Source organism: Nocardioides sp. (assembly GCF_034670285.1).
Lineage (GTDB): Bacteria > Actinomycetota > Actinomycetes > Propionibacteriales > Nocardioidaceae > Nocardioides.
The window spans coordinates 1-5,058 of record NZ_JAXMNS010000289.1 but is presented as its reverse complement, the minus strand read 5'-3'; the positions used below and the strand labels follow the sequence as shown (position 1 = coordinate 5,058).

Annotated in this window: 4 protein-coding genes; 2 read left to right on the top strand and 2 right to left on the bottom strand. The window is 70.0% G+C overall.

Annotated features, from left to right (window positions below; genetic code table 11):
• A partial coding sequence (rpsA, locus tag VOI19_RS14080) for a 30S ribosomal protein S1 (protein ID WP_323793593.1) occupies positions 1-1,412 on the bottom strand: 1,412 nt, incomplete at its 3' end.
• 362 nt (positions 1,413-1,774) lie between these two features.
• On the opposite strand from rpsA, the gene VOI19_RS14075 reads away from it, so the two are divergent.
• A complete protein-coding gene (locus VOI19_RS14075) occupies positions 1,775-3,460 on the top strand; it encodes a hypothetical protein (RefSeq protein WP_323793592.1) in 1,686 nt (561 codons plus the stop codon).
• A gap of 93 nt (positions 3,461-3,553) precedes the next feature.
• On the opposite strand, the gene VOI19_RS14070 is transcribed toward VOI19_RS14075, so the two are convergent.
• Positions 3,554-4,435 carry a phosphotransferase family protein gene (locus VOI19_RS14070; protein WP_323793591.1) on the bottom strand — a complete coding sequence of 294 codons (882 nt, stop codon included), beginning with the start codon at positions 4,433-4,435 and terminating at the stop codon, positions 3,554-3,556.
• A 34-nt stretch (positions 4,436-4,469) separates the two neighbouring features.
• On the opposite strand from VOI19_RS14070, the gene VOI19_RS14065 reads away from it, so the two are divergent.
• Positions 4,470-5,058, top strand: a 589-nt coding sequence (locus VOI19_RS14065) for a hypothetical protein (RefSeq protein ID WP_323793590.1), incomplete at its 3' end; no start/stop codon positions are given.

Genomic DNA, 5,058 nt, shown 5'->3' with positions numbered 1-5,058 from the left:
TCCTCGTCGCTGCCGCCGGTGGCGGAGGAGTAGGACGTCGCCTCGCTGGCCTCGATGTCGGCCTGCTTGGCCTCGGCCTGCTGCTTGACGTGCGCCTCCCAGCGCGTGTGCGCCTTGGCGTACTGGTCCTCCCAGACCGCACGCTGCTCGTCGAAGCCCTCGAGCCACTCGCCCGTCTCGGGGTCGAAGCCGTCGGGGTAGACGTAGTTGCCGGCCTCGTCGTAGGTCGCAGCCATGCCGTAGAGCGTCGGGTCGAACTCCTCGACGTCGGCAGCGGTGGCGGTCTCGTTGGCCTGCTTCAGCGACAGCGAGATCCGACGACGCTCGAGGTCGATGTCGATGATCTTGACCATGACGTCGTCGTTGACCTGGACGACCTGCTCGGGGATCTCCACGTGGCGCTCGGCCAGCTCGGAGATGTGCACCAGACCCTCGATGCCCTCCTCGACGCGGACGAACGAGCCGAAGGGCACCAGCTTGGTGACCTTTCCGGGCACGATCTGACCGATCTGGTGGGTGCGGGCGAAGTGCTGCCACGGGTCTTCCTGGGTCGCCTTGAGCGACAGCGAGACGCGCTCGCGGTCCATGTCGACGTCCAGCACCTCGACGGTGACCTCGTCGCCGACGGTGACGACCTCGGAGGGGTGGTCGATGTGCTTCCAGGACAGCTCCGAGACGTGCACGAGGCCGTCGACGCCACCGAGGTCCACGAAGGCACCGAAGTTGACGATCGAGGACACGACACCCTTGCGGATCTGGCCCTTCTGGAGCTGGGTGAGGAAGCCGTGGCGAACCTCGGACTGGGTCTGCTCGAGCCAGGCACGGCGCGACAGGACCACGTTGTTGCGGTTCTTGTCGAGCTCGATGATCTTGGCCTCGAGGGTCTGACCCACGTAGGGCTGCAGGTCGCGGACGCGACGCATCTCGACGAGCGAGGCGGGCAGGAAGCCGCGCAGGCCGATGTCGAGGATGAGGCCGCCCTTGACGACCTCGATGACGGTGCCCTCGACGACGCCGTCCTCCTCCTTGACCTGCTCGATGGTGCCCCAGGCGCGCTCGTACTGGGCGCGCTTCTTGGACAGGATCAGCCGGCCTTCCTTGTCCTCCTTCTGGAGAACAAGAGCCTCGACCTCGTCGCCGACCGAGACAACCTCGGAGGGGTCGACGTCGTGCTTGATGGACAGCTCACGCGAGGGGATGACGCCCTCGGTCTTGTAGCCGATGTCCAGCAGGACCTCGTCGCGGTCGACCTTGACGATGGTGCCGGAGACGATGTCTCCGTCGTTGAAGTACTTGATCGTCAGATCAATGGCGGCGAGGAAGTCCTCTTCGGAGCCGATGTCGTTGATCGCGACCTGGGGCGCGTTGTCGTCATAGCTGGAGGGAAGAGGGAAGTTGAGGGTGGATGTCATAGGGGAAATGATTCCTTGATGGGCAGAAGTCGTGTGGACACGCCTGTCGTCCTGTTTCACCGCCGCCGAGATGTGCGTGCACGTCCTGGTCGGGCAGCGAGCCACGGTCCGCGTCGGATTGGGTCCGGGCAGACAGCAGGCGCAGCCTCTGAGACTACGCCCGCCGTCACGGTGACGTCCAACCGAGGTGCGGGTGGGGCGGATGCGTCAGATGGGCATACCTCACCCGTGAGGGGGTACCGGACACGTGTCGTGCTGGCAGGCCCTCCGGGGTGAGCGCACTACACCTCGAGGTCCTGCTTCTCGACTCCCCCCGACTGGCCCACATCCCTCCGGGCCGCGCTCAGGAATGGAGCCTTCCGATGACACCTCCCATCCCCCCGCACCCCACCTCGCGACGGCCGGGTTCGCCCTGGCTGGACGCAGTACGGCGACGCGTCGCCCCGGTCGCTGCGTGCACGGCCGTCGCCGTCCTGGGTAGCACCGCCACCTTCGCCGTGACCGCGTCCTCACAGGCCGCCCCCGCGGTCACGCGCGCCGCCTTCACGCTGCCCGCCTTCGAGGGCACCTCGGAGTCGGGCATCCTCGACCTCACGGCCGTGGCAGCGGCCGGTCTCTCGGCCGGCGACCTCAGCCTCGCCGACGCCGTCGGCTCCACCGGTACGGCGCTCGACCCGCGCTCGTCCGCAGCCGCCACCAACCTCGACGGCACCCTCCTCGCCGGGGCGGTGCCGCTGAACCACCTGGCCACGACGAGCCAGACCGCACCGCCCGACAACCCGGACGGCGCCGCTGACGACATCATCCCGTTCACCACGAGCCCCGTGCTGAACCTCGGGGTCTCCAACGCGACGGCCTCGGCCCGTTGGGGCGGCGACGACACCTGCCTGCCCGGTGACGTGGCATTGACCCGGTCGAAGGTCACCACCGCCGAGGCGGCTGTCCTCCCGATTCCGGGTGTCGCCGACCTGGTGGCGATCCTGGACACCGTGTCGGTCACCCAGACCACCAGCCTGATCGAGACTCCCTCGGCCGAGCTCCGCAGCGTCGAGTCCGTGGCCGAGGGCTCGGCCGTCGACCTCAACCTGCTCGGCAGCATCGCCGTGCGGGTCCTCGACACGCCCACGCTGACCGCCACTGCAAGCGGCACCGCCGGTGGCGCAACGGTCACCTACGCCGACCCGGTGATCGAGGTCGACGTCGCAGGATCCGGCGGCACGCTCTTTGCCGACGACCTCCCGCTGGACTTCGCCGTGCCCGACAACCCACTGCTGCAGCTGCGTCTGAGCCTCGGCGAGGTCACCGACCTCGTCGAGAGCGAGGACGGCACCGAGGCGAGCGCCCGGGCTGCGGTGCTCGAGGTGGACCTCGTGCTCCTCCCCCTCGGCCTCACCGTGGTCGACCTCGACCTGTTCCCGATGGCTGTCAGCGCCAAGGCCCCGGTCGGTGGAGTGACGTGCACCCCGGACCCCACCCCGACCCCCACTCCGACCGTCGACCCCACACCCACGGTGACCCCGACGCCGACCCCTACGCCGACCCCGACGCCCACCGTCGACCCGACGCCGACGCCGACCCCGACCCCGACCCCGACGCCCACGGTCGACCCCACGCCAACGCCGACGCCAACCGTCGACCCGACCCCGACCCCGACCCCGACGCCCACGCCCACCCCGACGCCGACGCCGACGCCGACGCCGACGCCGACGCCCACGCCTACCCCGACCCCCGACACCCGCACCGTGGGCGTGGCGATCTCGACCAAGGGCTCGCGCCAGGCCTACCTCAAGGCGAAGGTCCGGGTGAAGGGCAGCAAGGTCGTCCCCACCGGCAAGATGCGAGCGATCGTCGTCAAGAGGAAGAAGAACGGCACCAGCAAGCCCATCGCCCGTCTTACGACGCCGGTGGACAAGAAGGGTGTTGCCCAGTTCAACCTCGAGGGCCTGAGGAAGGGCAAGTACACGGTCAGCTTCAGGTTCAAGGGTGACCAGGGTTTCAACAACTCGAAGAACGGCGGAAAGTTCAGGATCCGCGGAAAGCGTCAGTGACTGACCGAATGACCGACTGACTCACCGGGCGACCCGGGGCACCGCCCCGGGTCGCTTCGTCATCTCCACCACCCGACCACGTGCCACCCGACCTCAGCCGGGAGCTGCTGACAGGTCTCCGGTGCGGACGATCTCCAGCAGCAGGTGCTCGGCGCGGTCGGCGACGGGGTTCTGCCCCGCTCGCCCGGCCAGGTCGACGAGCGCGACCAGGTCCGCAGCCCGAGCCAGGCGCAGCGCCTCACCCGGCGGCGTGCCACGCAGCCGCGCGTAAGCGGCCAGCACCGCGTCGACGTACGCCGGCGATCGGTCGAAGCGCAGCACGTTCCCCAGGTCGGTGAAGGGATGACCGGCGTGGGCGTACTCCCAGTCGACGAGCCCGGTGATCTCGAGGGTGTCGGGATCGACCAGCAGGTTCTTGGGGTTCAGGTCGCTGTGCACCAGGCACCGACGGCCGACCGTGGTCAGACGGATGTCGGCCTCGTCGGCGACCGCGAGCAGGCCCGCGGCGTCGTCCTCGCTCCACCGCGCCAGCGGACCGGCCAGCGCCGCCTCGACGAAGTCGACCGTCGTGCCCTCGAAGGCGCGCAGCACCAGGCCACCGTCGGTGACCGCGACGAGCTCGGCGGCCCGCGGCCACGGCATGCCGCCGAGGGTCGCCACGAGCGTGCCCACGTGGTCGCCCAGCACGGCGAGGTCGTCGCCGCCGAGCCGCGCCAGCACCAGGTCTCCCCGCTCACCGGGGAGGTACGACGTCACCAGGAGCGCCGGCAGGTCGCCCTCGGGCGGGCGCACCTCGAGCACCTGCGGCACGGGCACCAACGAGTCGACCAGCCGCATCAGTGCGGCGTCGACCTCGGCGCGTCCCGGGTTGCGGGCGTGGATCCGGACCACCTGGAGGTCACCACCCGCGACCCGGGCCAGGAAGGTCTCCCCCGACCAGCCGCCCTCGAGAGGTTCCAGCGAGGCGAAGTCCATGCCAGGACGGTAGTACGGCCGATACCGTTGCCTCATGGCCGCACCAGAGCTCGCGCTCCCTGCTCGACCCACTCTCACCGAGACCCTCACCGAAGCGGCGACCCTGCCGTTCCGGATCGCCGTCGCCGCGACCCGCGCGACGCTCGCGGTCGGCACCCTCGCGGCCCCCGACGGTCCGATCCGTCGTCCGGGGGGCTACGCCGAGCTGGTGCTCCAGGTCATCGGCGAGCGTGGCTACCTCGCCCAGCTCATGGACCTCGTGCGTGACGAGGCCGGGGCGATGCGCCTGGTGGCGACCCTGACCGACCTCACTGCTCACGACCGTCCGCTCGGCCGGCTTCTGGCGCGCGACGGTGTGCTGGACCGCTTGATGGAGGACGACGGTCCGCTGATGAGCCTGCTGGCCCGCGACGGTGCCCTCGAGAGGCTGCTGGCCGAGGGGGGTGCCCTCGACCGCTTGGTCGCCGACCAGGGCGTGCTCGAGCGACTGCTCGCCCCCGGTGGCGCGGTCGACCGGCTCACCGAGCCCGGAGGACTCATCGACCGCCTGCTCACCGAGGATGGCTTCGTCGAGAAGCTCGTGGCCCACGGCGGCACGCTCGACCAGCTGGTCAGTCTCGGGG

What these genes read in the sequence shown, in the direction of transcription:
- VOI19_RS14070 (WP_323793591.1), bottom strand. Translation starts at nt 4,435, where the DNA reads ATGGACTTCGCCTCGCTGGAACCTCTCGAGGGCGGCTGGTCGGGGGAG.
- VOI19_RS14075 (WP_323793592.1), top strand. Translation starts at nt 1,775, where the DNA reads ATGACACCTCCCATCCCCCCGCACCCCACCTCGCGACGGCCGGGTTCG.